Here is a 476-nt window from a genome sequence, read left to right on the forward strand (position 1 = left end):
TCACTTCTTAATAACTCACTCCCCAGGATAAAGGCGTTACTGTCCGAATCCTGTAACCAGAGTTTTCTTACAATATCGTCGATTTCTGGAGCGGATGTTGCGCTTGTCGGTAATGCCGTACCACTTTGTAGCGACCCGATAAGCACTTCCTGGCTGACCCCAAGAGCCTTTGCCAGTACGGCTATTTTTTCAGGGCTCATATCAGGGGATATCTGAGACATCCACTGATAGCGGCCAGTCAGCACCATTCCTTTCACGACAGGCTGAAAGTTGGGGGTATGGGGCGAGTACTCTGTCGGTGCACCATCCAGGTCCCGGGCTGTCCATGTCTTCCCGTTATCCAGTGAGTATTCAGGAAAACTATGAATTTCACTGGCAACATATCTTGCCGGAATATTGAAATAGCGGCTCAGAGCGATGAATGCTGAGGTGCGATGACGGCAGGTTCCCTGCCTTTCTTTCAGCAGGAAAAATAA

At 49.4% G+C, this 476-nt stretch carries 1 protein-coding gene; it reads right to left on the reverse strand.

Annotation, left to right across the window (positions count from 1 at the left end):
- A partial coding sequence (locus E1189_RS02080) for a transglutaminase domain-containing protein (RefSeq protein ID WP_230460024.1) occupies window positions 1-476 on the reverse strand: 476 nt, incomplete at both ends.

Origin of the sequence: Parendozoicomonas verongulae (assembly GCF_009711465.1) — a bacterium.
Lineage (GTDB): Bacteria > Pseudomonadota > Gammaproteobacteria > Pseudomonadales > Endozoicomonadaceae > Sansalvadorimonas > Sansalvadorimonas verongulae.